Origin of the sequence: Microcystis panniformis FACHB-1757 (assembly GCF_001264245.1) — a bacterium.
Lineage (GTDB): Bacteria > Cyanobacteriota > Cyanobacteriia > Cyanobacteriales > Microcystaceae > Microcystis > Microcystis panniformis.
Genome location: NZ_CP011339.1, coordinates 2,337,344 through 2,363,153, shown reverse-complemented (window position 1 = coordinate 2,363,153; position 25,810 = coordinate 2,337,344). Strand labels below are relative to the sequence as shown.

The window sequence follows — 25,810 nt, the reverse complement described above, 5'->3', positions numbered from 1 at the left end:
ATTTTATTGGTAAACTTGCTAAGTGGGTAGGTTTTAAAAATTGTCAGGCGTTGGGTTTCATGCTTCAACCCAACCTACGTTCTGATGTCTATTTTATTGGTAAACTTGCTAATTAAGTAGGTTTTAAAAATTGTCAGATTTCTCCCCTTCATAAGGAGTTATCCCCCCTGATTAAGGGGATCAAAGGCAAAATCTATCCTCTATTTAACCAGAACCACTTACTTAGAGTCTAGGTCAATTAGCTGAGGCTGTCCCTAAAAACCGAGTTCAACCCGAAAAAAAGAGGCTTTTAGTGGTTTTTAAGCTTTTTGGGTCAGATAAATGGACCAAGAAGGGAACTTTTTCTGGAGAGGGAGAGTCGTCGGGGACTGGATAAAAACTAGAGTACTCCCTCGATCGATAGACAAAATTGACGGTAATCGTTTAGAATAAGGCACTGAATACTGACGAGATGACAATTATCCCTATGACCGATCTCCAAGCAAAAACTAGATGGTCAACAGCGCGGCGATATTACGAATTGCTTAGTGTTCTGGTGGAACGTAATCTCAAGGGACGCTATCGGGGTTCTTTTCTGGGGGTTTACTGGTCCTTGTTAAATCCCGCGATTATGACTGCACTATACACGGCAATTTTCGGCACAGTTTTCGCCTCTTATTTTGATAATTCTATAGTTAACTATGTCCTAGCGGCTTTCACTGGTTTAGTAGTAATAAATTTTTTTAATGCTTCCACTAACCAAGCTTTACCTAGTATCGTCGGTAATGGCAGTATTTTAAATAAAATTCGTCTGCCAGTTAGCATTTTTCCCGTTTCCATGGTAGTGGCAAATATTTTTCAATTTGCTATTAGTATCTTTCCCCTTTTGGCTATAGTAACTCTCTGGAAGTCTCAAAGTTTAATTAATGTAATTGCTCTGATTTTTCCCGTGATTGGTCTTTCTCTGGTTTGCACGGGAGTGGGTTTCTTTGTCAGTACCCTCTACGTTTTCTTCAGAGACTTACCCTATTTTTACGAAATTGTTTGTTTTGTCGCTTGGATTAGCAGCCCGATTTTCTATCCCCCAGAAATTATTCCTCCTTCCGTAAAACCATTCCTGCTATTAAACCCATTATTACCGGTAATCGAAAGTATTCGCCAATTGTCCCTTTCCCCCGGATTACCGGATTTTGGTTTGATTTTTCAATCTCTACTCGGTGGGATCATCATCTTAGGAATTGGTTGGACTTGCTTCCGACTCTGGCGACATTTATTTATGGATTTATTATAAATGACAGAAGTAATTCGACTCGATCAAGTGTCTCTCGAAAGACGTACTCAAGAAGAATTCTCCTACGATCTAAAAAGGACAATCTTCTCTATTCTTGAAGGTAAATATCGTCAACCTGCCAAAAAATTAGTTCTAGATGATATAGATTTAGTCATTAATTCTGGAGCGAAATTAGGTATCATTGGAGCTAATGGCGCAGGAAAATCTACTCTCTTAAAAGTTATTTGTGGTATTCTGGAACCGACAAAGGGACAGGTGAGAGTCAGGGGACAAATTGCTTCTCTAATTGAATTAGGAGCGGGTTTTGATCCAGATTTACCGGTAAAAGATAATATTATTCTCTATGGGGTAATGCTGGGATTTTCTCGTCAGGAAATGAAGGAAAAAACCAAAGATATCCTTGACTTTGCTGAGTTAGAAGAATATATGGGAGCGCCGGTGAAATCTCTTTCTTCCGGGATGGTGGCTCGTTTAGGATTTGCGATCGCCACAGAGGTTCACCCCGATATTCTTATTCTTGATGAAGTCCTTTCCGTCGGGGATGAAAGTTTTAAAAATAAGTGTAAACGACGGTTAAAAAAATTCTGGAATTCTAACGCTACTATTTTAGTAGTTTCCCACGATTTGACTTTAATTCAAGAGTCCTGTGACCAAGCAATTTGGCTAAATAAAGGCCAGTTACAATGTCAGGGTACATCAGAAGATGTAATCAAGTTTTATTTGGATTCCGTGCATCAAAATGAAGTTAATTTTTAATTAAGTAGGTAATCTCAATTAATTGTTAGATAGCAATAATGTATCTCCGTTTTACTTAAGTAAGTAGTCGTGCAAAATTAATTTCCTAGTGAAGATAGGCAAGAGGCAAGAGGCAAGAGGCAAGAGGTGGTTAGATATGTGTAATTAATTTTGCTTAGGTACTTAGCTGGTTATAATTAAATTAAAAATGGATTTTAGGTTCGATCCCCCCTTAATCCCCCCTTGATAAGGGGGGTGCCGATCCCCCCTTAATCCCCCCTTAATAAGGGGGGCATCTGAAAGTTTTTAATACCCACCTACTTAGTCGAAAACGCTGTCACAAAATAAAAAACCCCGGTGTCCAGCCGAGGTAGCGCTAAGTTATGTAGGAGAACTCAAGCAAATCTGTCAATGGGGTAAACCCAAACCCCGAAAACTTTTTTAAGCTAGTACGCCAAGTTTTTTGCCATTGTCTGGAGCTAAACGAATCATAAGCTGTCTGATACTCCCCGAAACAATCTGAACTGGCTTGCTGTCTTGGCTGTTTTGCTTTAACTTTTAGTTCATGTAAATAAATGTAACAAGATTTTTACGAATTGTAAAGAAGGATTGACAAAATAAAACTTATGAGATGTATAAGCTAAGTTAATATTTTTCGCCGATCGAAGCTAGGGGGGTAATAATAGAGAGATTGGTTCACTAGCATGACAAGGTGTACCCAGAATGTCCTATTTGTTTTTGTTGCCACTATTCACCGCTGCTCTGGCTGCCTATTTCTGGCAGCAGTCCAGCGATGAGATCGCTTATCTTGCCAGTGCCGCCACGGTAATTAGTTTAGTGTTGAGTCTGGTTTTAGCTCCTTGGCAGATTCAGCTATTAATTCTCTTGACAGTTGTGATTGTCGTCACCTTTTTATGGCAAGGACGAGAAGAGCAGAAGAATGTCCCCGTACCCACTCCAGAAACCGCCGGCGAGAAAAAGTATCGTGGCGCCACCTATATCGAGCCAACAGTCACCGAAGCTCCTGTCAAGGAGCGAGGGGGTAAATATCGCGGTGCGGAGGTTAAAATCACCAATAATCCCACGGTGGCTAACCCAATTCGCTCCTCATCTCTCAAATATCGCGGCGCTGGTTCAGCAAACAAGGACCAGTAATCAGTAATCAGTAATCAGTTATCAGTTATCAGTTATCAGTTATCAGATTTGAGTTTGGCTCTTCTGGTTTCTGTGTGGAAACGAGGTCTATACTGATGGTTTCTTCGTCAAAATAGCCCTAAAAGTCTTGCCCGATAAGCATTTCACAATTCCATAAGCAAAAATTATCACACAAAGTCGAGAAGAGCCTGAGTTTTAAGTGAGTAGTATTAAATAGAAGTTTCCTACTGTCTTTTCACTGTTTACTGTTTATTGTTCACTGTTCACTGAAACTTCCCACTTATCTACTGGTCTTGAATATAAGGCTGATTATTTTTGATACAATTGTATGCCTTTTGTAACTCGATTCCCAGATAACCGATATGTTCGGGAATAATTGCGGGATTGGTAGCGGCAAGCTCGCGGATTAATTTGAGGGGATTTTTGCCTTGATAACAAGCGACAACTTCCCCGCTGCCGGGGGTAGTTTGTTGGACGAGAATTTGTTCTTTTTCCACAGAAATTAAAAAGTTACCACTAGGGTCAAAGAAATCGCGCTGGTTGACAATCTTATCGTACTGGGTGGCGATTAATCGTTCGACATTCTCCCAAGTATCATCGTATATATGGGCCGATTGACTAATAGTAATCAATGGACCGAGGGTTAAATTATACTGGGAGCGTTGATTGATTTCTTGGCAAATATGTTGCTGTAAAGCGCGCAATCCCATGGCATTTGCTGGCCAAGCGGCAAACATATCATTACTTCTAAATATTGCAGTGAGAGACAATTCATTTTCCACCACTCGCACCCAAATATGATTTAAACAGGGACTACCTCCCTTTTCGTGGTCTTTCACATCCCAGAGGGACATGACTGCACTAGCTGCGTCAATTTCTGAGATTAATTTATTGATAACCTGTGCAATTTGGTCCCGTCCAAACCAAGAGCGTAATCTTTGACCATAGGTGTATTTAACTCCTTGGTGTATAGGGGAATCATCAAGAATTTGTCCGATATATTCGGTAAGAAAAGCTCTATCTATAGGCAAATAATTAGGTTCGGGAAAATAAAAGTCTGGGGGTTCATCGGTGACAACGGCCATTAGGTCAATTAATTCTTGCCATTTACCATCATATCCTGTGGGTCTAATTGTGCCGGTGGTTTTAATCTTTTGGAGAATTTTTACCCAGGTTTCAGCAATAGTTTTTCCTTCAATGCGATGACCGTATCTTGTCCCGGGTAGGAGAGAAGGAAGATTTTCTAAGAGGGGAAAGATTAAGGGTTCTCCCCAAGTTGGTAAGGGAGATTGTTCTGCATAACTTTTGACGATTTCAATCGCTTCTGGAATGGATTTAACCAGTTGATATTGAATCGATTGACGTAATTTTTCGAGGGTTTCTCGGTCAATTTCTTGGTCAATATATCCCGTGATAGAAGAATTAATTAGCCAGCATTCTCTACCTGTGTCACTTTTTCCTAGCTGAAATCCTTGACTAAAAAAGTCTAGCAAACATTGACAGCTACCGGAGTTTTTATCTTCCTTAGTCGCATTGAGAATAACTAAATATCTAACGTGGGGATTTGCGATTAAGTTTCTCAGCAGGGGACTAATTCCTCTGGTGGGACTATAAAGATTGCCAATTACTGCGTATTGGTCGGGATTTAAATGTTTAGCAAGGGACTGTTTTACTGTCCATCCCGTGATAATTGCCGTTTGTCCGTGACCGCAGATTAATTGATTGGGTTTATAGTGGGGTTGGTAGATGAATGTAGGGGTGGTTTCTGTACTAAGCATGGATTTAAATTAATCGTTCAAGATAATTAATAATATTTCGGTGAAGGTGTTCTATTGTATCACTGCCATCCAGTTGTAAACAATTATCTTTATATTCTTTAAATATATCGAGAAACATCTGACGAACTTTCATTAACTTTTCTTGTTTTTCGTACACTTCTGTGATGGCTCTGTTTTTAATTCTTGCTAGAGAAATATCAGGAAGGACATCGATATAAATAACTATATCTGGATTGGGAAAATGTTGATTTAACTGCCGAATAAAAGCAAATTCTTCGGGATTATTGCAATTGTAGGCCAGGGAAGAAAAATAATAACGAGTAGTGATAACGTGGGTTTGTTCTTGGTGAATAAGTTTAAAAACGCCATCGTGATCATTATATAAGTGATCATGGCGATCGGCTGCAAATAAATAGGCCATTTGTCGGTCAAATTTATTTTTATCTTTGATAGAAATAAGATTAGTTTGCATTATTTCTCGAATCAAACGACCGATGACTCCCTCGGAAGGTTCCGGACTTAAAACTGCTTTTTCCCCGCGCTTTAAAAAATATTCTTGTAAGAGTTTTGCTTGGGTACTTGTTCCCGATCCGTCAATACCTTCAAAGACAATAAATTTCGGTTTCATAATTTAATCTTCCTTCTCAATCTAATTATCTGAATAATTGTTTTAGCCAAGTTAACCAAGATTTTTTCTGGGGGATTAATTGCGTCATTTCTCCGATAATCTCTCCCATACTTCCCCAAGCATAAATATTTTTATTGAGGGATTGTATGGTTAAATTTTCTTGTAAAGCTAAACTGATAATACTAATCATTTCTGCTGCTTGATTACCGACTATTTGCGCTCCCAGTATTTTACCATCTTGTCGGTAGATTAATTGACAAAATCCCGTGGTTTCCCCCCAGATTTGCTGTGGGACCATATTTTTAATTGGATAGTTGATCATCTTTACCTCCTCACCATAGCTGTCCTGGGCTGCTTTTCCAGTTAAACCCACCCAAGCAATCGCAGGATCGAAAGCAATAAATGAGGGAATTTGCCCGGGATTAAAGTTAAATTTTTCTCCCGTGAGCAGATGCTTGACTAACCCAAAAGCAGCCCGGTGATTTAAAGTAGGATCGGGATAATTATTTCTGAGCAAATTTAGGGCATAAATGCGGGAATTATCGGTTTGTAATTGCTGATTAACCCTAATTAATCCCTCCTCTAGTTTAACTCCCACCCCAGCCAAATTTAATCCCTGTTCATTGACTTGATAATTACCAGCAAAAATGAGATCATCGACTTCAATGACATGATTGCCTAATTGTAACCATTTTTGACCCTCGATCGCTTTCACTTGACTAGGACAATAGCCGGGTAAAATCTTAATTCCTTCCGCTTCTAAAATGGCAGTAACTAAATGGGAAATTTCCCGATCAATATCTGGCAGTAGATAACTATCCTCGATAATTAAGCTAATTTCTTTCCCTAAACGTCGGAGAATTTGCGCTAAACTCACAGCCATGCTGCTGTTGCCAATAATCCCTAAATGTTGTCCCAACTTGTCTAAATTTGGCCCTTGCCAAAGGGTTTGAGCGGTAAAATAATTAACCTCATCTAAGCCGAAAATTTTCGGGACTTGCGGATAAAAACCCGTGGCGATAAGATAGTGTTTAGCCAACAATTGCCGACCATTAACCACAAATCCTAAATGGGGCAGCCGGACAAATTCCCCCCCACCCGGGATCACATCTATTCCTTCCGTGGCTAATCTCGCTAAAGAATGATGTTTATTAATAGTTTTATCTACTTCCTCTAGCCATTGCCGCAACCGTTGCCATTGGGGATAAATGGCCGTTTCTTGCCAATGATTCAGCAGTTTATAGAGATGGATAATTTGGCTGTAGCCCTTGCTAAAAATGTCCTCAGATGCCTCTAAATTGTCCCTAGAAGGCTGTTGCACTAAAGCCACCCTTTTTTTGAGGTGAACAGCCAACAAAGCCGCTTCTATCCCCGCAGGAGTGGCACCAATAATTACTAAGTCGTAAACCACAAATATAAAGTAGGAATCAGGAGACAGTATTCAGGAGTCAGGAGACGGTATTCAGGAATCGGAAACTTAACACTTAAGTAGGGTTTGCTGAATAAATTTGAAATGTAGGCAAAGTAAGGGTTTTGGGGCTTTTCTCGCTCCCACAGGTGCAAGATTTTGAGAGAATCGTCGTTCAAAACCTTGCGTCTTCATCGGCCCGCGTCCTGTAGGGGCGAAGCATTCGGGCAATAACCTATCGGTGAAAACGTAGATTTTCTATCCGAATGCTTCGCCCGTACTTATTCAGCAAACCCTAAGTAGGGAGGCACAATTATTTGTAGGATGGGTTAGCGGTAGCGTAACATAATCGGGCGTTGGGTTTCATGCTTCAACCCAACCTACGTTCATCTTATATTTAATTCCACCCACCCACTTAAAACTCAAATCTGATAACTGATAACTGATAACTGATAACTGATTACCGGCGCCGGTCTTGCAGTTTTTTATAGACATCTCGCAGGGGGACTTGATGATAGGCGAGAGCGACGAGGGTATGATAAAAAAGATCGGCCACTTCTGCAGCAATAGCATCGCCATCATTATCTTTGCAGGCCATGACCACTTCTGCCGATTCTTCGCCGATTTTCTTGAGAATTTTGTTATCTCCCCCGGCCAAAAGTTTACAGGTGTAGGATTCCGGATGAGGCTCGTCTCTGCGATCGCAAATTACCTTAAACAATTCCGAGAGGGTGTCGGCCGCTGGCGGTGATTTTTGCCAATTTACTTGGTGAAAACAGCTTCTTTCGCCGGTATGACAGGCGATATCACCGATTTGCTCAATAGTCAGTAAGATAGCATCACTATCGCAATCGTAGCGAATTTGACGCACCTTTTGGATATGGCCAGAAGTAGCGCCCTTGTGCCATAATTCTTGACGAGAACGACTCCAATACCATGCTTCCCCAGTGGTGAGGGTTTTTTCGAGAGATTCCCGATTCATCCAGGCCATCATTAACACTGTAGCATCAAGATAGTCTTGAGCGATCGCCGGTACTAAACCCTGGGGATTATAAGCGATTGCGTCGAGGGGAATAGCAGAGAGCAAAGAAGACATCAGTTTTTCGCGGTCAAGAAATATGGTGGGACAAATTACCCAAAGCTTAATTATATAGGGTTTGCGGCAAAAAGTTTTTCGTGGGGGCAGGCTTCGGCCGTTCGGCGGTTCGGGGTGTAGGGTTTTACCTATTTTCAGGGAAAAAGTCCCTGAATTTTCCCCCTGATCACCCCAAAACCCCAAAGCTGTGTTAGAATCAACACCTAAGAAAAAGCTAAAAGCTAGAAATCCCTATAGGGTATCTAACCTTTAGCTGTTTCGACCTCACAGTTATCAATGTCTTGCACACATTGGTAACTGTTATTTTTGCTTATTGAAGCGGGAAACCAATCCTAAACCACCCACTGCCAGAAGTCCGAGGATAGTACCCGGTTCGGGGACGGGAGTGGGCGCCATTTGGTGGAAAGAATTTTGTAAACTGAATAGACCTTGGCCAGCATTAGGATTTAGGGTATTTGTGACGGTCAACAGTGCCTTGGGGGTGATAGGAGTGAAACCGACAACGGGGTCCTGTGAGCCGTTAACTGAAACTAAGGAGAGCCCAGGTATCTCAGCAAATGTCTCGGTTACATTCCCGTAGTTGGAACCGGATGATATGGTTGAATCTAGGTCAACCCCGACAATGAGATTGCCGGAGTTAATGACCTCGATTGTATATGTGAAAGACCCGGAATTGCTATTAGTCGCAACGAGACCTGCCATAGCATCGTATGCGAAATAATAGTCAGTACCAACCTGGGTCAGATAAACGTTATCCACACCCTCGGCCCCAATGTCACCCGATACGTACGTAATTTTTTTGTCCCCCTGAACAAGAGCATTTCCGCTCGTCCATTCCGTCCAAGTTAAGGTCGCGGCACTCGCACTGGTAGCGGCAAACACCGAGCCGGCGAGAACCCCGATGGCTAGAGAGCCGGAAGCAAAGGTTTTGGTTAATTTGTTGGTTGTCATCATAACTGAATTCTCCAGCTTTACACTGTTGGATAAAATCAAAGTCAAGAAAAGTTCTAAAAACGTTAAGTTTTCTCGATATAGCGGTTTTTAGTGCAATAATGTCCAGTAGGTCTCCTTATAGATAGGCTTTTCAGCGTCTCAATCGGGTATCACTTCTGGGAAAACTGCTATATAACTTTTCTTAACTTGATCTAGGTACAACGGAACCTCCAAAAAAAACCAGGTGTTTTAGGAAAAATCTGGCATTCTGTAATAAAACTTAACATTTAGGTTCTTCAGTTTGTGCAAGGCAATGGACGGGGTTAAGTAGGGTCTGCTGAAAAAGTTTGTTGGTGGGGGCAGGGTGTGGGGTGTGGGGTGTGGGGTGTAGGGTTTTACCGGTTTTGAGGTAGTCAGTTACCTAATTTTCAGGGAAAAAGTACCTGAATTTTACCCCCGATCCCTCCAATGGTCAGCACTTTTTGCGGGGAAAAAAGTCTAAAACCCTTATCCAACAAGGTTTTTAGATTTATTCAGCAAGCCCTAAGTAGGGAGGCACAATTATTTGTAGGATGGGTTAGCGGTAGCGTAACATAATCGGGCGTTGGGTTTCATGCTTCAACCCAACCTACGTTCATCTTATATTTAATTCCACCCACCCACTTAAGTAGGGCTTGCTGAATAAATGTGAAATGTAGGCAAGGTAAGGGTTTTGTGGCTTTTCTTGCGAAACAGGTGCAAGATTTTGAGAGAATCGTCGTTCAAAACCTTGCGTTTTCATCGGCCCGCGTCCTGTAGGGGCGAAGCATTTGGGCATAACCTATCGGTGAAACCGGAGATTTTCTATCCGAATGCTTCGCCCGTACTTTTTGCCGCAAACCCTAATTAGCAAAGGTTTAACTGTGCCACACAGGTGTGAGAACCGCTATAAATCTGGTTATTAAAAACGGTTCTTCGTTACTTGGTATGGTTCGGTAGGGTGTCATAAATCGACTAAATCCTTATCTGGCAAGAGATTTAATTGATTAGTTCGCTCTAGATCGAAAACAATTGACAAAAATCTCAGCAATGTCTCTCTCTATAAGGGTTTCATCTCTTATAATCCTGTATGTTGCATAAGACAAACCGAAGAGCCAATTTTTCAGAACGATTCAAGTCCCCCTTGAAAAGGGGGATTTAGGGGGGAGCCACCCGCCTATCGGCACCACCCTTATCAAGGGGGACAGGGGGGATCAAACGACCCGTTGATTAAAAACAAAAATTATGTGCCGGGCTGTGTTAGAATCAACGCTTAAAGAAAAAGCTAAAAGCTAGAAATCCCCATAGGGCATCTAACCTTTAGCTATTCTTGTTCAACGTCACAGTTATCAATGTGTACGAGACATTGGTAACTGTTATTTTTGTTTCTTAAAGCGGGAAACCAATCCTAAACCACCCACTGCCAAAAGTCCGAGGATAGTACCCGGTTCGGGAACGGATTGACGGAAAGAATTTTGGAAGCTGAATAGACCTTCATTGGGATTAGCAGCTAGGGTATTTGTGACGGTCAACAGTTTCTTGGGGGCGATAGGGATGAAACCGCTAGGAGGGACCGCTGAGCCGTCAACTGAAACTAAGGTCTCAGGTGTCTCAGCAAATGTCTCGGTTACAGTCCCGTAGTTGGATGATACGTCTGAATCCAGGTCAACCCCGACAATAGACTTGTTGGGGTCAGTGACCCCGATTGTATATGTGAAAGACCCGGAACTCATATTGGTATCAGCGAGACCGTCCATAGCATCGTATCGGAAATAATAATGATCACCCATCTCGGTCAGCGCAACTTTATCCACCGCCTCAGCCACAAAACCGCCAGTTATCGAGCCTTGTGTGAACGTAACTTTTTTGTCCCCGACCTCAAGAGCAGTTCCGCTCGTCCATTCCCCCCAAGTTAACACCATGCTGGCGGCACTCGCACTGGTAGCGGTAAGCACTGCGCCAGCGAGAACCCCGATGGCTAGGGAGCCAGAAGCAAAAGTTTTGGTTAATTTGTTGGTTGTCATCATAACTGAATTATCCAGCGTTAATTGTGTGTACTATAGCCATCAAAAGAAGTTAAGCAAGCGTTAAGCTCGCTGATAACTTTTTGTGTGACCTGACATAATTATAGCGAAACTTTTCAAAAAAAACAGGTGTTTTAGAATAGGGTGAGCGCATCTCAAACGCTATTGACTATTGACCAATTTGGTCATCCGCTTGCTGTGTGGGCATTTCAAGTGATACCAGTCAATCAAAACAGTTAGGAATTCTTAACATTTGGTCGATTTTTGCTTAACAATTGAGATGGCAAATTCTCCTCAAATATTCCTGAATCACCCTCTGGGTAAGCAACTCACATAAATCAAGTTCATTTTGTTAACGATTGTTAAGATGCGCTTCGCTTACCCTGTGTTTTAGAAAACTTTTTTTCGGCAATATTTATATATTTTTGTCAAATTTATAGCAGTTTTCCCCGAACATAACTACCCAAAAGTTGACAAATATACCCAAGCTTTTTGGTGAAAGTTGGACAAATAAACAGGCTCTACTTAAAAAAAATCTCTCCAGTCTTTACAAAACTTAATCAAGAGAGGTACAATGTATAAAACTTAACAGTTTTGACAGTCAAAACTGGAGTTCGATGGCAATCAACTCCCTAACGGGGAAAACGGGGGGAAGGCAATTCATCCCTACGGTAACTTCCTTTTGCTCCTACAAAAATGTCACCCCTGCGACCCCCGGACAAACTCAGGTTTTAGAAAGACCAAAAATCCCGTTGAATATCTCTATCTAAAGAGGTATGACTAATTTTCCTAAATCATCTATAGTTACCAGCGTAGGGCAATGGCAGTATAAAAGTGGACAACTGACTGTCTAAAGTTGGACGATTCTCTCTCGAGAAATTTCTTTAATTAAAACCGGGTTAAGTTAAGACGCATTTAAACACCTTATTCTTAGATTAGCCGAATCTAACCCAATCCCTTTACTGTTGCCTCTTGCATGAGTGCCTCTTTCCTCATCTCAACAAGCAATTTAAATACTTAACAGCTTATATACTATGAATACTCTCATCACTATTCGAGAAGCTTCCGATTTACTCGGAGTTAGCATTAAAACCCTCCGGCGCTGGGAACAACAGGGTAAAATTGTCTCAATTCGTACCCGCGGCGGTCATCGCCGATTTCGACCGGAAGATCTCTTACAATCTGGTCAAGCAACCCCATTGATTATTGGCTATGCTCGTGTTAATCGACCTGAACAAAAACCCCAATTAGACACCCAGATAAAAGCGTTAGAAGACTTTTGCCATCAGCAGGGTCAACCCTTTGAAATTCTCACCGATATCGGCGACGGAGTCAGCCACAATCACCCTAATTTTATGCGTCTAGTGAAGATGATTTGTCAGGGTGAGGTGAAATGTCTAGTTTTAACCCATGCGGAAACTATTAGTCTCTTTTGTCATGATTTTATTTTGGGTTTGTGCCGTCTCTTCAAAATCCAAGTCATTATCCTCAATCAACCCCAGGAATCCATTGCAGCTGAGGATTTAGTGGACGATCTGCAAGCCCTCATCACCATCTGTTACGATCATCTCTACCCACTACATAACCCGGCTCATCAGCAATTACTAGAATACCTAGGGGCGTTTAAGGATGTCCGTGTGGCTTAAAATTATCCTTGGCCTGGGTTTCTTATCCCTCTTTGTTGGCTGTCTGATGCCGCCTCTACTGTTCCCCGAACCAGGGCCAAGAATAGTAATATTTGAGATGATAAAGAGAATTTGATCCCCCCTTGCCCTAGGGTTGATTCAAGGTAGGGTTGATTCATGAATCAACCCTACCCCTTGCCCCCCTTAAAAAAGGGGGGAAAACCAGGAAAGTTCCCTTTTCCAAGCTGGATTGAGGGGGATCAAATTGGCTGACGGCTATATTGACATCCACATTGACGGCAAATGAAACTAGAAACCACGGCGATTAAACGGATTCTCGATGCTAACCTTGACCGCGCCAGAGAAGGACTGCGAATTATCGAAGAATGGTGTCGTTTTGGCTTAGATAATCCCGATTTAGCCCAAGAATGTAAAGAAATGCGCCATCAATTAGCTAGTTGGCACTCGATCGATCTTAAACGACATCGGGACACGGCCGGCGATATCGGCAGGGATTTAAGCCATCCCAGGGAAGAAATCCGGGAGACTGTCGAGGGACTGCTGCAGGCCAATCTCGCTCGCGTACAGGAGGCTTTTAGGGTTTTAGAAGAATACGGTAAACTCTATGATCTGGAGCTAGGGATAGCCTGTAAACAGCTGCGCTATCGGGTTTATCAGCTAGAGAGTAAACTATTAATCTCGCCACCTCTGGAAAAACTGCAAGCATCTCCCCTCTATCTAGTCACTTCTCCTGCCGAAAATCTGCTAGAAATCGTCGAATTAGCCCTAAAAGGGGGGTTAAAATTGGTGCAGTACCGCCATAAAACCGCCGCTGATACCATTCGTTTAGAAGAAGCCGCTAAACTGTGTGAGTTATGCCACCATTACGATGCTTTATTTATTATGAACGATCGCGTCGATATTGCTCAGGCCATTCATGCCGATGGTGTTCATCTCGGTCAACAGGATGTACCGATTTCCCTAGCGCGGCAATTTCTCGGCCCAACGGCAATTATCGGCCGGTCCACCACTAATCCCCAAGAGATGGCCAAAGCAATCCAAGAAAAGGCCGATTATGTGGGAGTCGGGCCGGTTTATGCCACCCCCACCAAAGCAGGAAAAACCCCGGCAGGATTGGAATATGTCCGTTATGCGCGGGAAAATTGCCCTTTACCCTGGTTTGCGATCGGTGGTATTGATAGTAGTAACATTAAAGAGGTTTTAGAGGCAGGAGCGCAACAGGTAGCTGTAGTCCGGGCCATCATGGAAGCGCAGCATCCCGATGTGGTGACACAACAATTATTAAACCAATTAAAGTAGGGTGTGGGGTGTGGGGTGTGGGGTGTAGGGTGTGGGGTGTGGGGTGTGGGGTGTAGGGTGTGGGGTGTGGGGTGTGGGGTGTAGGGTGTAGGGTGTAGGGTGTGGGGTGTAGGGTGTAGGGTGTGGGGTGTGGGGTGTAGGGTGTGGGGTGTAGGGTGTAGGGTGTAGGGTGTAGGGTGTGGGGTGTAGGGTGTGGGGTGTAGGGTGTGGGGTGTGGGGTGTAGGGTGTGAGGAGAAAAAAGCTGTCTCCTGTCTCCTGTCTCCTGTCTCCTGTCTCCTGTCTCCTGTCTCCTGTCTCCTGTCTCCTGTCTCCTGTCTCCTGTCTCCTGTCTCCTGTCTCCTGTCTCCTGTCTCCCGTCTCCTGTCTCCTGTCTCCTCCGATTAATTCATTTGTTCCTATCCAAATCCATGTCAGAAATAACCTTGCAAATTAACGGCAAAACTCAAACCTGTTTACCCGCAACTAAACTAGGGCAAATGTTAGAAAATTTGGGCATGAATCCTCGGTTAGTTGCGGTGGAATATAACGGGGAAATCCTCCATCGTCAGTATTGGGAAAACACGGAAATCAAGGAGGGGGATAAATTAGAAATTGTTACTATTGTCGGAGGGGGTTGACACTCCCATCGCGCTTAAGCGAGGGATTCTTGGTTCACTGAGTTTCCTTAATCTGGCAGGACGTATCCAACCAAACCAGAGGGAATCTCTCCCCAAGCGTATTAGTTTCCGTGTGTCCCACGGTACTTAGTCCCTTTTTGAGAATGTTGATAGCGGCGTTAATATCTCTATCTTCTACATAGCCACAATGGGGACAAATATGGGTTCTTGTAGATAGAGATTTAGGGACTTTTTGACCACAATTAGAGCAATTTTGACTCGTGTTATGGGGTGGTACTGCTACCGTAGCCTTACCATATTTAAAACCAAAATATTCTAACCATTGCCGAAAAGTGGACCAAGCCACATCATTAATAGATTTAGCTAGTCTAGAGTTTTTTACCATGCCTTGAATATTTAAGTTGACCTGAGCGATAAAATCGTTAGATTTAATGACGCGCAATGCCTCTTTTTCGACAAAGCCTTTACGTTGCCTACTTACTCTTAAATGCTTTCTAGCATATCTCTTTCTAGCTTTTTGGTAGTTGTTTGATTGGGGTTGACCTTTTCTAAACTTTTTAGATTTCTTCCGATTCAGTCGGTTTAATCTTTTTTCTGCTTGGCGATAGTATTGCGGTATTTCTACTGTTTCCCCATCACTATTAGCCTAGAAAACTTTTAAACCTACATCCAATCCCACACATCTTTTTGTTGGTTCTAGGGGTTTAGCATATTCCCGAATATCAACGCTAAGACAGAATTGGACATAATAACCATCCGCTCGTTTAACAATTCTAACTCGTTTAATTTGGTCTATAGGATAAAAGTTTAGGTCTCTAGTTCCTTTTAGTTTAACCGTCCCAATGTTTTTCTTATCTGTGAAAGTTATTTTCTTTCTATCCTCTGATAGTTTCCACCCACAGTTTTTATATTCCACAGAACGATTATTTTTCTGAAACTTGGGATAGCCTTTTTTACCTTTTATTTTTTTCTTACAATTGTCATAGAAACGGGCAATAGCTGACCAAGCCCGTTCGGCCGATGCTTGTCTAGCAGTAGAATTTAGAGTATCGACAAACTTGAACTGTTTGGCGAGAACTGCACAATATTTATTGAGAGAATATTTATCGATTTTGTCTTCTCTCTTGGCATCCATCCAAAGCCTTAATGCTTTGTTTCTGATGAATTGTACTGTACGAATAGCTTCATCAATGGCAGAACACTGACTTGGTTTGACCACGGCTTTCATTTCTAAGACAATCATTGTTTATCGACCTCAAACAACTTATTTTAAGTTAACCTGTAGAGCATCGGATTGTCAAGATTTTAGTTGACATCGAAGCTCTTACATCGAAGCCCCTCGAAATGTGTCGAAATGTGTCGAAATGTCGTGCTTCGCTGTTTTATACTGGTCGGGGTTTCATCCCGTCGCTAAGCGCGAGGGTCTTCACCCCGACATTCAAGATAAAATAATCAACAATCGACAGTTGAGGGAAAAAACTTGTTAGTTATCGGTTTAATCAGTGGCACATCGGTGGATGGTATCGATACCGCTTTAGTGGAGATTAGCGGTACAGTGGAATCTCCACAGGTGCAATTATTAGCTGGAGAAACCTATCCCTATTCCCCCCGATTACGCGAGACAATTTTACAAGTCTGTGGGGGAGAAAAGCTCGACCTTGAAGCTTTAGCCAGCTTAGATGATGATATCGCCGCAGAATTCGCCCGTGCCGCTTTAAATATCCAAAAAGAAGCCCCAAAAGCCCAATTAATCGGCAGTCACGGTCAAACCGTTTTTCATCGACCCCCCGCAAACGATCGCCTCGGTTACACGGTACAATTAGGACGGGGAGCAGCGATCGCAAAAATCACCCGTATTCCCACCATTAGTAATTTTCGCGCTGCCGATATCGCCCAAGCTGGTCACGGTGCGCCCCTAGTGCCGAAAATTGACGCTTATCTGCTTTCTCACCCCACTAAAACCCGCTGCGTTCAAAATATCGGCGGTATTGGCAATTTAACCTATCTACCCCCCCGACAAAGGGAAAATTGGCAGCAGAAAATTTTCGGTTGGGATACTGGACCGGGCAACGTCCTCATCGATTTGGCCGTACAATTTTTGAGCCAAGGCCAACAAACCTACGACCATAACGGTCAATGGTCCGCTCAGGGTCAACCCTGCTCCGAATTAGTTCATAAATGGCTACAGGAGCCTTATTTTCAACAATATCCCCCTAAATCCACTGGCAGAGAGTTATTTAGCCCCGCCTATCTAGCCCAATTGCGCGAGGATGCCCAAGCTTATTCCCTCAGTGATGCCGACTGGTTGGCTAGTTTAACCGATTTAACCGCCATTTCGATCGCCCACAGCTATCAAACCTTTTTGCCAGAAATGCCCGCGGAAGTGCTGCTCTGCGGTGGTGGCGCTCGTAATGCCTACCTGCGCCAACGACTCCTAGCACATTTGGGGTCAAATGTCAAGCTTTTGACCACTGATGAGGTAGGATTAAATAGCGATTTTAAAGAAGCGATCGCTTTTGCCCTCTTGGCCTATTGGCGCTGGCACAATTTCCCCGGTAATTTACCGCAAGTCACGGGGGCAAAAGCAGCGGTTTTATTAGGAGAAATTTACAGATGAGCAGCAGCTATGAAATATTTTCAACAATTCAACGCCAAAGGGTCAGCGATGGGCAAATAGTGCCAATTTTAAGCGATTGTGCCGATTATAAACGTCTTTTAATTCTTGTTTGGCCGCAATTGGGAGATTTTGATAGTCTCGAATACGCTTGGTGGTTAGAAAAAGAGGCAGCCCTTTGGCAAAATGCCGGGATAACCATTCGTGCCATCGGTATCGGCGATCGCAATTCAGGGTTAAAATTCGCTGAATATACGAAATTTCGGCAAGATTGGCTGTTTGTTGACCCCAAAGCCGAATTACATAATTTATTAGGACTTTATCGCGGTTTATCGCTAAAATTACCTGGGTTTTCTCCCGGGCAAAATGCTTGGTTAAATCTAATTTTTATGTGTGCGGGTGTGGGTAGTCCGGGGACTCTGGCCGAAGTGCTGCGGGGTTATCTTGGCGATCGCAAAGCCCCCCAATTAATTGCCGAGGAGGAAACAATGCAAGCGCGGCCTTTACCACCTTTCCGGGGTTCCCTATTCAATCTTGCTGGGGGTCAAGGTTTTCAGCGACCTTTTGAATTAGCCACCCTGAGACTTCGTAATATGAGTCAAGTTTTGGGCAATTGGTCAACATATATCCCCGATAGTAGTTATCTCACCCAACGGGGAGGGACTTTTTTATTTGATAGTCAAGGAAATTTACTCTATGAGCATCGGGATCAAGGTATCTTGGGATTTGCTGAGAATATGAGTTATCCCCTCGCTTTTTTGCAGGATTAAGCTTTTTTATTCTGCATCTCGCTCACTCCCAACTCTTGACTTTTACCTTTTCTAGCTGATAGCTAAAAAACTACTTAAGTAGGGCTTGCTGAATAATGGTAAAACCCTTTTAAAATAAGGCTTTTGACCTGTTAAAGTCCGATGTTAGTGCTGCGAAAATAGGATTGGGACTTTCAAAAACCTTGCATTATCCTTCTTGTAGTACATCGCTTGGTACAAAAAACAAGGGCAACAAAGCCTGAAACGACCGGCTCCTGACGACCGGCTACTGACTCCTACCCCCAGGAAAAACTTTTTCAGCAGACCCTAATTACACATTTCGATCAAGCTTTTGCTCCTTGCCTATCTTCACTAGGAAATTTATTTTGCATGACTACTTATTACCTAAAGATTGATGAGATTATTTAACGATTGATCCACAACTATCGGGGGTTATTTACCTAAGAGATAAGTAAATATTATTTTAAGTTTATTTAAGGCTGTCATTACTAATGCTAAGTTGAGCCGGGTAAATTTTCCTGTAGTATCAAAAGGAAAACTCATTCGACCCGTTCAGTTTAAACGGCGAGAGAAGGGATTTTAAGACTGAGGAACAACCTATGGCAAAAAAAACAAAGACAACCACTTATAAAGTCACCCTGAAAACACCTGGTGGCGACCAGACAATTGATGTTCCCGATAATGAATATATTCTCGAGGCAGCAGAAGCAGAAGGATTAGATTTACCCTTTTCTTGCCGTGCTGGTGCTTGCTCTAGTTGCGCTGGTCAAATCGAATCTGGTAGCGTTGATCAGTCTGATCAATCCTTCTTAGATGATGATCAAATTGAAGCGGGTTATGTCCTCACCTGTGTCGCCTATCCTACTTCTGACTGTGTGATCGTCACCCACAAAGAAGAATATTTGTACTAATTTAACTCAATATTTATTTGGGGGTTAGATACTCCAACAATAATAGAGCGGGAACTGCAAGAGCGACAGTTCTCGCTTTATTTGTATTTTTGCCTCTTGACTCGACAGTGAGATACAGCCAAAAAATTAATCCTGCTAGAGGTTTTCTACAAATTCATAATTATATGGTAGTATAGTTATAAAGTTATATAAAGGAAGTCAGAGATAATGCTATTCCGTCAGATGTTTGATCCCGAAACCAGCACTTATACTTATTTGATTGCCGATCCCGTCAGCAAGGAAGCGGTATTGGTGGATCCAGTGCGGGAACAGGTGGAAAGGGATGATCGGCAATTACAGGAGCTAGGATTAACGCTAAAATACTGTTTAGAAACCCATATTCACGCCGATCACGTCACAGGAACTGGAAAATTAAGGCAAATCACAGGCTGTCTGGGTATAGTTCCCGAAAATGCTCAAGTAGCCTGTGCTGATCGCCATCTGGCAGATGGAGAGGGATTGTTACTAGGAAATATCACCATCAAAGGGATCGCTACTCCTGGTCACACCGATAGTCATCTAGCCTATTTAGTCAATAACAGTCATATTTTGACGGGAGATGCCCTATTTATCCGAGGTTGTGGTCGTACCGACTTCCAAAGCGGCGATGCTGGTACCCTCTTTGATTCGGTCACGCAAAAACTTTTCACTCTCCCCGATAGTACCCTAGTTTATCCCGGCCACGACTATCGCGGTTTAACTGTCTCCACCATTGCCGAAGAAAAACAATACAATCCCCGTTTTGTCGGACGTAACCGCAGACAATTTATCGAGTTTATGAACAGTCTTAATTTACCAGATCCCAAAAAGATCATGGAGGCAGTTCCCGCTAACCAAGGCTGCGGTAATTTAGGAGTTGTTTTAGCTTCAAGATCCATTCAGGAGATTAACGATGACCAATACCACAAATCAGGCAAAATTACTAGAATTTGATGCCCATACTTTAAAAAACTTAATTGAGCGTCGAGAAGTTTGCTTAATTGACGTGCGAGAACCGGGGGAGTACGCAAGCGATCGCATTCCAGGGGCGAAATTAGTACCACTTTCCAGTTTTAACCCCGATTCGATCGCTTTTGACCCCAATCAAACCCTAGTTCTCTACTGTAATTCCGGCAGCAGATCCACTGTAGCAGCACAAAAACTGATTGCGGCAGGATTTAGCCAAGTTGCCCAGCTTAAAAACGGCTTAAATACTTGGAAAAGTGCGGGTTATGCCACCGAAAAAGACCAAAATGCGCCAATTAGCCTATTCCGTCAGGTGCAGATCGTCGCTGGTTCCTTAGTAGTCCTCGGAACAGTATTAGGAGCCTTTCTCTCGCCTTGGTTCCTGATTTTAAGCGGTTTTGTCGGTTCTGGTCTAGTTTTTGCGGGGATTAGTAATACCTGTGCTTTAGCTATGCTTCTGGCTAAACTTCCCTATAATCAACCCCATCAGTAAGCAGTAATCAGTCATCAGTAATCAGTAACCAGTAAATAATGAAATATGATTTGCTGATAACTGATAACAAGAGAAGAATCTAAAACCTAAGATGTACTTAGTTTCTAGCCTTCTTTTTAGGTAGGAGAATTGTCAGATTCTTTACTTGGGGCCTGTTGCCTTCAGAAACTGATAACTGATAACTGATAACTGATAACTGAAATGACTTGGTTAATTGGACATTTATTAGCCGTTTGTACGGGGATTAGTCTGGGATTGTTAGGAGGAGGAGGTTCTGTACTAGCATTACCGATTCTAGTCTATGTGATGGGAGTACCGACCAAATCTGCGATCGCTATGACGCTTCTAGTCATCGGTAGTGTCAGTTTACTCGGCACGATTCCCCACTGGAAAAAAGGCAACATTAACTTAAAAACCGCTTTTATCTTCGGTTCTGCCACGATGGTAGGGGCTTTTTTGGGAGCAAGATTAGCCACATTACCCTTTGTCACTGCCACCTTCCAGATGCTCCTGTTTGCGACACTAATGCTCCTAGCGGCAGCCTTTATGATCCGCAGATCAGCACAGATAGATAATCCTGATTATAAAGCCCGCGATCGGCAAAAAAATCTGACTCTCTACCCCCAACCAGTCTGCCGATATTGCTGGCTCTGGTTAATGAGCGAAGGAATTGCTGTGGGTGTCCTGACGGGATTAGTTGGGGTTGGGGGAGGCTTCGCTATCGTTCCCGCGCTGGTATTATTGGGTAAAATCCCCATGGTTCAAGCGATCGCCACTTCCCTGCTGATTATTTTCCTCAATTCTGTAGCCGGATTACTGGGTTATTTAGGTCATATTAGCGTCGATTGGCAGTTAACCCTATCCTTTGCTTTTGCGGCTGCTCTCGGTACTCTTATCGGTTCCTATCTGGGACAGTTTGTGTCCGCAAAACAGTTACAAAAAGGTTTTGGTTATTTTCTCTTAGCGATCGCAACTTTAGTTTTAATTCAAAATCGTCACATCTTGCACAATTTCCTGACTCCGAAAGGCAATTCTATCATCCCGGCGGAGAAGACTATCAATCGAACTGAAGTCAATTAAATCTCGATACTGGGAGAATTGCTGCAATACTGATCAGCTGCTTGCCTATCCACATCACTTGTTAAAACTGCATGGGAGAGGCACTGGAGCTTTTTGCTGTTTAAGACTGATAACTGATAACTTACCCACTGATAACTTATCACTGATCACTGATTATCGTCCCACTTCAGTGAAAATCTGGGCTAAAATCTCTCCAGCACCAGCCTCGCGCACTTTATGGGCTAAATCTCGTCCTAAGACTTCCCCATGGCTAGGATCACCGCTAACCGAGTCCTTAATCAGGCGCTTACCGTCGAGACTAGCCACCATACCCGTTAAAGTTAGGATACCATCCTCGATCGCCGTATTCACTCCGATGGGAACTTGACAACCCCCCTCCAACTCCCGTAAAAAAGCGCGTTCAGCATAGCATCTATCGCGGCTAGGGGCGTGTTCCAACACTTTTAGGACTTCCAAAACCTCTGGATCAGCATCGCGGCATTCTATCCCTAAAGCCCCCTGTCCCACCGCATGGAGAGAAATTTCCGCCGGAATAACCTGATGAACTCGATCGCCCAATCCTAACCTTTCCAATCCCGCTACTGCCAGAATAATCGCGTCGTATTCTCCCGCGTCCAGTTTTGCCAGACGGGTGTTAACATTGCCGCGCACATCCTTAAAAGTCAGATGGGGATAATGGTAACGCAACTGGGCCAATCGCCGCAGGGAAGAAGTCCCCACTACCGCACCTTCTGGTAAAGTGTCTAATTGATAGTCTTGGTTTTCGCTATTTACCACCAAAGCATCGGCCGGATTAACTCTTTCGGTGACGCAACCCAAGATTAAGCCTTCCGGCAACTTAGTGGGCAGATCCTTGAGAGAATGGACGGCAAGATCGATCGATCTATCCAAGATTCCCACTTCTAATTCTTTGGTAAATAAACCCTTATCACCGATTTTCGCCAGGGCCACATCGAGAATTTTATCGCCTTGGGTACTCATCGTCTCCACCTCAAACTGTCGATGGGGGTGGTGTTTACTCAATTCTGCCTGTACCCAATAGGTTTGTACTAGGGCTAACTGACTTTTACGGGAACCGATACGCAGGGAACGAGGAGGACTAGAAACGGACATATCTGAAGTAGGAATTTAACTAAACATCTATCTGACTGCTCGATCTAGACTATCCTGATCTCACCCCTGTTGAGTAATCACTTTCTAGCTTAGGCATAAATAGTTACATCTCTTAATATTTTTAGACAAATAGGGTTATGGGGTTTTCGGGAAGGGGTCAAAGTTTTAAGGTCAGTGGTTCGGTTTCTGCGTTGGTATCTAAAAAATTAACCGACTGCAAACCCTGTATAGGGTCTAACTAAAGGTTCATGAAGAGCTAAGACAATATCCTCTTTAGGAACACCTAAATTAACTAATTCATTGGCGATTCCCACTTCAGGGACATCATGTTGAACCCAAATTTCGCCATTTTTTATATCAAGATGTAATACCAAATTTCTAAATTCCTGACAGACATAGAGCTTCTAAAATCCAAGACCATCCCGTTAAATACCCGATAGTGTCATTGGATAAACGATTTAAAAGAGCATCGAGTTTATCTCTTAAAGCATCAAGAGATTCAAAAGTTTCCCATGCCAGAAAATTTTTCAGGTACAGCCAAACTCTCTGTTGCGGGGTTAACTTCAGGACAACAAGAAGGTTGATAAAACAAGATAATATTGTCGGGAATTTCTAAGTGTCCCGCAATATGTGCAGGAGCGTTATCTACTTGTAAAATATGTAATTCATTGGGAAAAGCTGGCGATAGTTGTAATAGATATTCTCCGAAACAATCCCCATCTAAAGGGGAGAATTCATAGAAGAAGCTTCTTCCCTGTCGAGGCTCTACAGCCCCGTACAGCCAAAAGCATTGGAAGTTATCTTGAAAATTACCAATCGGCTTAACTCCGAAAAGAGTTATTTTATTCCGAGCAATAGTGTGACAACCAAATCTACTTTCATCCTCGCACCAAAAACTTACTTTCTCGTAACGCTTTACTTTCTCGCTTTCCCTGTCTAGTAAAGCTTTTAGTCGTTTAGATAAGTTCGCTTTAAACTCATCTACTTCGCCAGGCAATTGTCTCGGATTTCGTGGTCTAGGTACTTTTAATTGAGCTTCCTAATTCCTGTCTAACGAGACGATAAACTGTTGTATAGCTGACGGAAATTTCTCGAACGACCGAGAGCCAAAAATAAATCTCTTTATAGCTGGTAAAACCCACTGGGTCTTTTAATTCGTTTTGTAAAAGAGCGACTTCTTCTACCGAAATCTTTTTCGGTCTTCCTGGTGGGTTTCCTTCAGATAATAATCGCTCGATTCCTCCTTTTTTTGTAAAAACTTAACCAGCGATGGATTGTTCTTTCCCCTCGTCCCATTAATACCGCTAAATGGCGAACCGTCTCTACCTCCCCCATCTTCAAAAAATATAAGGACTGTACTTTAGCGTAGGCTAAACTACTTTTTTGTTGTTTCATTAATTCTTTTAAATCTTCTACTGACTCAACAATATCAATTTTGGGTACGACTGGCATCGCTAATTTATCCACTTAATCATCTTTTCTATAAGTATGCCATAGTTTTTGAAATTTGGTATAAGACACAACCAGGCTATCTTTTTCTATTTTGCCAACTCACAGACATTAATTGATACTAAATCCGTTGAGCATTATGCTACTTATAAAGACAGGCACTCATGCAAGAGGCACTCATGCAAAAGGGGGAATAAATAATCAGTTTTTAATAACCAGATTTAGTATTAAGTAGGGAGGCACAATTATGGCTCTTCCGAACTTGTCATGTAAAATTAAAGAAAAAACAGACAATTATTGCTGACCAATAAAACAATAATTTATCTTTAAAAGCTGACTATGCTTGCAATACAGCAATTTATTGGTTAAAATATAGACAGCCAAGACCAGCAATTTTAGACACAAGCTATACTTATGCCATCAAATCCACAATTAAAGTTAATGACCGAGCTACTTCACCTAGAAGGAGTTGTCGTTACCAATTATCAAATTATTACCGATATAGGAATTGTTTTACATTTAGAAAATATGTCAAGAGAAAGCCAGTGCATTCATTGTGGAAGTAAAACGGAAAAAGTTCATCAAAACAATGAATTAACAATCCGAGATTTACCCTTTGGAGAACAGGCATTATATCTGAGAATCAATCGTCGTCAGATGAGATGCGAGAAATGTGGGAAAAAATTCACAGAAGAACTAAATTATTTGCCGAAGAAAAGAACCTACACAGACAGATTTAGAAAAAAAATAGTGACCGAAGTCCTGAATAGTGATCTCAAAAATACGGCAGAAAGAAATGGAGTAAGCGAACAAGAAATAGAGACGATGCTCAAAGACTTAGGAGAAGAGTTAATAACCGCAAAACCTCAAGGGCTAAAAAAATTAGGAATAGATGAAATAGCCATGATAAAGGGAAAAGGAAATTACTATGCTGTGTTAGTAAATATAGACACAGGAAAAATTATAGGCTTAGTGGAAAAAAGAACAGAAGAAGCATTAACAGAATATCTGAAACACTGGGGAGAAGAGGTTTTGAGCCAAATAGAGGAAGTAAGTATAGACCTGTGGATAGGGTATAAAAATGTGGCAGAAAAACTAATGCCTCAAGCTCAAATAGTAGGGGATAGATTCCAGGTAATGAAACAAGTAAATAACGAGCTAGATGAAGCAAGAAAGGAGGTAAAAAGAGAGGCAGCTAAGATAAAAAATAAGAAAAATAAAGAAAATATCTTAGCAGGAATAGCCAAGAGCAAATATGCCTTATTAAAGAATGAAGGAGACTTAGTAGAGAAAGAAAGGAAAAAATTGGAAGAAGTATATAAAGTGTCTCCAAAACTTGGGGAAATGCACAAATTAAAAGAGGAATTTAGAGAAGTATTTGAGAAAAATACGGAGGGGAATGAGGGATTATTTGCCTTGAGTGATTGGCTCAAAAAGGCGATGGCTTACTTTCCTAAAAGCTGCCAGACAATTCGGCGGTGGATTGACGAAATAACTGCCTATTTTGATAACCGAACAACCCAGGGAACAGTTGAAGGAATTAATAATAAACTGAAGGTGATTAAAAGGAGAGGCTATGGATTTAGAAACTTTAAAAACTTTAGTCTTAGATGTTTATTAAATTGGCATTTTGCTAGTTGATTTTACATGGTAAGTTCGGAAGAACCACAATTATTTGTAGGATGGGTTAGCGGTAGCGTAACATGATCGGGCGTTGGGTTTCATGCTTCAACCCAACCTACGTTCATCTTATATCTGGACTTCCCCGTTGACAAAAAGCCATAACCT

20 protein-coding genes and 3 pseudogenes are annotated in these 25,810 nt (G+C 42.3%); 13 read left to right on the top strand and 10 right to left on the bottom strand.

The window, feature by feature from the left end:
• Positions 1-466: 466 nt before the first annotated feature.
• The 3 genes from VL20_RS11340 to VL20_RS11330 all read left to right on the top strand — a co-directional run bounded on the left by VL20_RS11340 (position 467) and on the right by VL20_RS11330 (position 3,160).
• The gene (locus VL20_RS11340) at positions 467-1,270 is read left to right on the top strand and encodes an ABC transporter permease (protein WP_170863902.1); all 804 of its coding nucleotides are present in this window, start codon (positions 467-469) and stop codon (positions 1,268-1,270) included.
• Positions 1,271-2,026: an ABC transporter ATP-binding protein gene (locus VL20_RS11335; protein WP_002771944.1), complete on the top strand. Its 756-nt coding sequence runs from the start codon at positions 1,271-1,273 to the stop codon at positions 2,024-2,026. It begins immediately after the preceding gene.
• A 702-nt stretch (positions 2,027-2,728) separates the two neighbouring features.
• The gene (locus VL20_RS11330) at positions 2,729-3,160 is read left to right on the top strand and encodes a DUF4278 domain-containing protein (protein WP_052276560.1); all 432 of its coding nucleotides are present in this window, start codon (positions 2,729-2,731) and stop codon (positions 3,158-3,160) included.
• 284 nt (positions 3,161-3,444) lie between these two features.
• Here VL20_RS11330 and VL20_RS11325 read toward each other — a convergent pair whose 3' ends face one another.
• From VL20_RS11325 to VL20_RS11300, 6 genes are all read right to left on the bottom strand, one after another.
• Positions 3,445-4,938, bottom strand: a complete 1,494-nt coding sequence (locus VL20_RS11325) for a thymidylate synthase (RefSeq protein ID WP_052276559.1) — start codon at positions 4,936-4,938, stop codon at positions 3,445-3,447.
• Between the two features lie 4 nt (positions 4,939-4,942).
• Complete coding sequence (tmk, locus tag VL20_RS11320; protein ID WP_052276558.1) at positions 4,943-5,566, bottom strand: dTMP kinase; 624 nt, start codon at positions 5,564-5,566, stop codon at positions 4,943-4,945.
• Positions 5,567-5,591: 25 nt separating this feature from the next.
• Positions 5,592-6,977: a dihydrolipoyl dehydrogenase family protein gene (locus VL20_RS11315; protein ID WP_052276557.1), complete on the bottom strand. Its 1,386-nt coding sequence runs from the start codon at positions 6,975-6,977 to the stop codon at positions 5,592-5,594.
• A 457-nt stretch (positions 6,978-7,434) separates the two neighbouring features.
• Positions 7,435-8,070 carry a bifunctional phosphoribosyl-AMP cyclohydrolase/phosphoribosyl-ATP diphosphatase HisIE gene (gene hisIE / locus VL20_RS11310; protein ID WP_052278443.1) on the bottom strand — a complete coding sequence of 212 codons (636 nt, stop codon included), beginning with the start codon at positions 8,068-8,070 and terminating at the stop codon, positions 7,435-7,437.
• 300 nt (positions 8,071-8,370) lie between these two features.
• Entirely contained in the window at positions 8,371-9,024 is a 654-nt protein-coding gene (locus VL20_RS11305) for a PEP-CTERM sorting domain-containing protein (protein WP_002786820.1), read from the bottom strand.
• Between the two features lie 1,373 nt (positions 9,025-10,397).
• Positions 10,398-11,048, bottom strand: a complete 651-nt coding sequence (locus VL20_RS11300) for a PEP-CTERM sorting domain-containing protein (protein WP_052276556.1) — start codon at positions 11,046-11,048, stop codon at positions 10,398-10,400.
• A 1,031-nt stretch (positions 11,049-12,079) separates the two neighbouring features.
• On the opposite strand from VL20_RS11300, the gene VL20_RS11295 reads away from it, so the two are divergent.
• The 3 genes from VL20_RS11295 to thiS all read left to right on the top strand — a co-directional run bounded on the left by VL20_RS11295 (position 12,080) and on the right by thiS (position 14,608).
• Positions 12,080-12,691, top strand: a complete 612-nt coding sequence (locus VL20_RS11295) for an IS607 family transposase (RefSeq protein ID WP_052276555.1) — start codon at positions 12,080-12,082, stop codon at positions 12,689-12,691.
• Between the two features lie 282 nt (positions 12,692-12,973).
• On the top strand, positions 12,974-13,990 hold the full coding sequence (locus tag VL20_RS11290) for a thiamine phosphate synthase (protein ID WP_052276554.1): 1,017 nt from the start codon (positions 12,974-12,976) through the stop codon (positions 13,988-13,990).
• A gap of 408 nt (positions 13,991-14,398) precedes the next feature.
• On the top strand, positions 14,399-14,608 hold the full coding sequence (gene thiS / locus VL20_RS11285; protein WP_043999042.1) for a sulfur carrier protein ThiS: 210 nt from the start codon (positions 14,399-14,401) through the stop codon (positions 14,606-14,608).
• Positions 14,609-14,642: 34 nt separating this feature from the next.
• Here the strand turns inward: thiS and VL20_RS33760 are convergent.
• Positions 14,643-15,851 (bottom strand): annotated as a pseudogene (locus VL20_RS33760) (RNA-guided endonuclease InsQ/TnpB family protein).
• A 237-nt stretch (positions 15,852-16,088) separates the two neighbouring features.
• On the opposite strand from VL20_RS33760, the gene VL20_RS11275 reads away from it, so the two are divergent.
• From VL20_RS11275 to VL20_RS11250, 6 genes are all read left to right on the top strand, one after another.
• Positions 16,089-17,225, top strand: coding sequence for an anhydro-N-acetylmuramic acid kinase (locus VL20_RS11275; protein ID WP_052276553.1), 1,137 nt, complete (start codon positions 16,089-16,091; stop codon positions 17,223-17,225).
• Entirely contained in the window at positions 17,222-17,992 is a 771-nt protein-coding gene (locus VL20_RS11270; protein ID WP_002758812.1) for a peroxiredoxin-like family protein, read from the top strand. Before VL20_RS11275 ends, VL20_RS11270 begins: the two co-directional genes overlap by 4 nt.
• Before the next feature lie 599 nt (positions 17,993-18,591).
• The gene (locus tag VL20_RS11265) at positions 18,592-18,903 is read left to right on the top strand and encodes a ferredoxin (RefSeq protein WP_052276552.1); all 312 of its coding nucleotides are present in this window, start codon (positions 18,592-18,594) and stop codon (positions 18,901-18,903) included.
• Between the two features lie 207 nt (positions 18,904-19,110).
• Positions 19,111-19,875, top strand: a complete 765-nt coding sequence (locus VL20_RS11260) for an MBL fold metallo-hydrolase (protein ID WP_284526102.1) — start codon at positions 19,111-19,113, stop codon at positions 19,873-19,875.
• On the top strand, positions 19,835-20,380 hold the full coding sequence (locus VL20_RS11255) for a rhodanese-like domain-containing protein (protein WP_002786812.1): 546 nt from the start codon (positions 19,835-19,837) through the stop codon (positions 20,378-20,380). Before VL20_RS11260 ends, VL20_RS11255 begins: the two co-directional genes overlap by 41 nt.
• Before the next feature lie 201 nt (positions 20,381-20,581).
• The gene (locus VL20_RS11250) at positions 20,582-21,460 is read left to right on the top strand and encodes a sulfite exporter TauE/SafE family protein (protein WP_052276551.1); all 879 of its coding nucleotides are present in this window, start codon (positions 20,582-20,584) and stop codon (positions 21,458-21,460) included.
• A gap of 153 nt (positions 21,461-21,613) precedes the next feature.
• Here VL20_RS11250 and hemC read toward each other — a convergent pair whose 3' ends face one another.
• From hemC to VL20_RS28215, 3 genes and pseudogenes are all read right to left on the bottom strand, one after another.
• Positions 21,614-22,573, bottom strand: a complete 960-nt coding sequence (gene hemC / locus VL20_RS11245) for a hydroxymethylbilane synthase (RefSeq protein ID WP_002758817.1) — start codon at positions 22,571-22,573, stop codon at positions 21,614-21,616.
• Between the two features lie 206 nt (positions 22,574-22,779).
• Positions 22,780-22,947 (bottom strand): annotated as a pseudogene (locus VL20_RS11240) (element excision factor XisI family protein); the annotation flags it as partial.
• Positions 22,948-22,951: 4 nt separating this feature from the next.
• Positions 22,952-24,025 (bottom strand): annotated as a pseudogene (locus VL20_RS28215) (IS630 family transposase).
• 411 nt (positions 24,026-24,436) lie between these two features.
• On the opposite strand from VL20_RS28215, the gene VL20_RS11225 reads away from it, so the two are divergent.
• Complete coding sequence (locus tag VL20_RS11225; protein WP_052276550.1) at positions 24,437-25,663, top strand: ISL3 family transposase; 1,227 nt, start codon at positions 24,437-24,439, stop codon at positions 25,661-25,663.
• Positions 25,664-25,810: the final 147 nt, after the last annotated feature.

Bases quoted from the DNA above. Each gene is read 5' to 3' on its own strand.
- VL20_RS11260 (WP_284526102.1), top strand. From the start codon at position 19,111: ATGCTATTCCGTCAGATGTTTGATCCCGAAACCAGCACTTATACTTAT.
- VL20_RS11225 (WP_052276550.1), top strand. From the start codon at position 24,437: ATGCCATCAAATCCACAATTAAAGTTAATGACCGAGCTACTTCACCTA.
- VL20_RS11305 (WP_002786820.1), bottom strand. From the start codon at position 9,024: ATGATGACAACCAACAAATTAACCAAAACCTTTGCTTCCGGCTCTCTA.
- VL20_RS11335 (WP_002771944.1), top strand. From the start codon at position 1,271: ATGACAGAAGTAATTCGACTCGATCAAGTGTCTCTCGAAAGACGTACT.
- VL20_RS11265 (WP_052276552.1), top strand. From the start codon at position 18,592: ATGGCAAAAAAAACAAAGACAACCACTTATAAAGTCACCCTGAAAACA.
- VL20_RS11340 (WP_170863902.1), top strand. From the start codon at position 467: ATGACCGATCTCCAAGCAAAAACTAGATGGTCAACAGCGCGGCGATAT.
- VL20_RS11255 (WP_002786812.1), top strand. From the start codon at position 19,835: ATGACCAATACCACAAATCAGGCAAAATTACTAGAATTTGATGCCCAT.
- hemC (WP_002758817.1), bottom strand. From the start codon at position 22,573: ATGTCCGTTTCTAGTCCTCCTCGTTCCCTGCGTATCGGTTCCCGTAAA.
- VL20_RS11330 (WP_052276560.1), top strand. From the start codon at position 2,729: ATGTCCTATTTGTTTTTGTTGCCACTATTCACCGCTGCTCTGGCTGCC.
- VL20_RS11300 (WP_052276556.1), bottom strand. From the start codon at position 11,048: ATGATGACAACCAACAAATTAACCAAAACTTTTGCTTCTGGCTCCCTA.
- VL20_RS11270 (WP_002758812.1), top strand. From the start codon at position 17,222: ATGAGCAGCAGCTATGAAATATTTTCAACAATTCAACGCCAAAGGGTC.
- VL20_RS11325 (WP_052276559.1), bottom strand. From the start codon at position 4,938: ATGCTTAGTACAGAAACCACCCCTACATTCATCTACCAACCCCACTAT.
- hisIE (WP_052278443.1), bottom strand. From the start codon at position 8,070: ATGTCTTCTTTGCTCTCTGCTATTCCCCTCGACGCAATCGCTTATAAT.
- VL20_RS11250 (WP_052276551.1), top strand. From the start codon at position 20,582: ATGACTTGGTTAATTGGACATTTATTAGCCGTTTGTACGGGGATTAGT.
- thiS (WP_043999042.1), top strand. From the start codon at position 14,399: ATGTCAGAAATAACCTTGCAAATTAACGGCAAAACTCAAACCTGTTTA.
- VL20_RS11290 (WP_052276554.1), top strand. From the start codon at position 12,974: ATGAAACTAGAAACCACGGCGATTAAACGGATTCTCGATGCTAACCTT.
- tmk (WP_052276558.1), bottom strand. From the start codon at position 5,566: ATGAAACCGAAATTTATTGTCTTTGAAGGTATTGACGGATCGGGAACA.
- VL20_RS11295 (WP_052276555.1), top strand. From the start codon at position 12,080: ATGAATACTCTCATCACTATTCGAGAAGCTTCCGATTTACTCGGAGTT.